1 protein-coding gene is annotated in these 1,003 nt (G+C 61.1%); it reads right to left on the bottom strand.

The features are described from left to right. Nucleotide 1: 1 nt before the first annotated feature. The coding region (tuf, locus tag LK542_RS24765; protein ID WP_227813982.1) for an elongation factor Tu at nt 2-1,003 on the bottom strand (1,002 nt) is incomplete at its 5' end.

Here is a 1,003-nt window from a genome sequence, read left to right as displayed (position 1 = left end):
ATTAGGCGATGATCTTGGCAACCACGCCGGCGCCGACGGTACGGCCGCCTTCGCGGATTGCGAAGCGCAGACCTTCTTCCATCGCGATCGGAGCGATCAGCTTGACGGTGATCGACACGTTGTCGCCTGGCATGACCATTTCTTTGTCGGCCGGCAGCACGATCGAACCGGTCACGTCAGTCGTACGGAAGTAGAACTGCGGACGGTAGTTGTTGAAGAACGGGGTGTGACGGCCGCCTTCGTCTTTCGACAGGACGTACACTTCGCCGGTGAAGTCGGTGTGCGGCTTGATCGAGCCCGGCTTGGCCAGAACCTGGCCACGCTGGACGTCTTCACGCTTGGTACCGCGCAGCAGCAGGCCGACGTTGTCGCCAGCTTGACCCTGGTCCAGCAGCTTGCGGAACATTTCCACGCCGGTGCAGGTGGTCTTGACGGTGTCAACGATACCGACGATTTCGATTTCTTCGCCGACCTTGATGATGCCGCGCTCGACACGACCGGTCACCACGGTACCGCGGCCCGAGATCGAGAACACGTCTTCCACCGGCATCAGGAAGGCGCCGTCAACAGCACGTTCCGGGGTCGGGATGTAGCTGTCCAGTGCATCAGCCAGCTTCATGATCGCGTCTTCGCCCAGTTCGCCAGCCTGGCCTTCCAGGGCCATACGTGCCGAACCTTTGATGATTGGCAGGTCGTCGCCTGGGAACTCGTACTTCGACAGAAGTTCGCGGACTTCCATTTCGACCAGTTCCAGCAGTTCTGCGTCGTCGACCAGGTCGCACTTGTTCAGGAACACGATGATGTACGGAACGCCAACCTGACGCGCCAGCAGGATGTGCTCGCGGGTCTGCGGCATCGGGCCGTCAGCGGCCGAGCACACCAGGATCGCGCCGTCCATCTGCGCAGCACCGGTAATCATGTTCTTGATGTAGTCGGCGTGGCCTGGGCAGTCAACGTGCGCGTAGTGACGGTTCGCGGTTTCGTACTCGACGTGCGCGGTGTT

It is taken from the genome of Massilia sp. IC2-477 (assembly GCF_020707265.1).
Lineage (GTDB): Bacteria > Pseudomonadota > Gammaproteobacteria > Burkholderiales > Burkholderiaceae_D > Telluria.
This window is presented reverse-complemented; position numbering and strand designations above follow the sequence as displayed.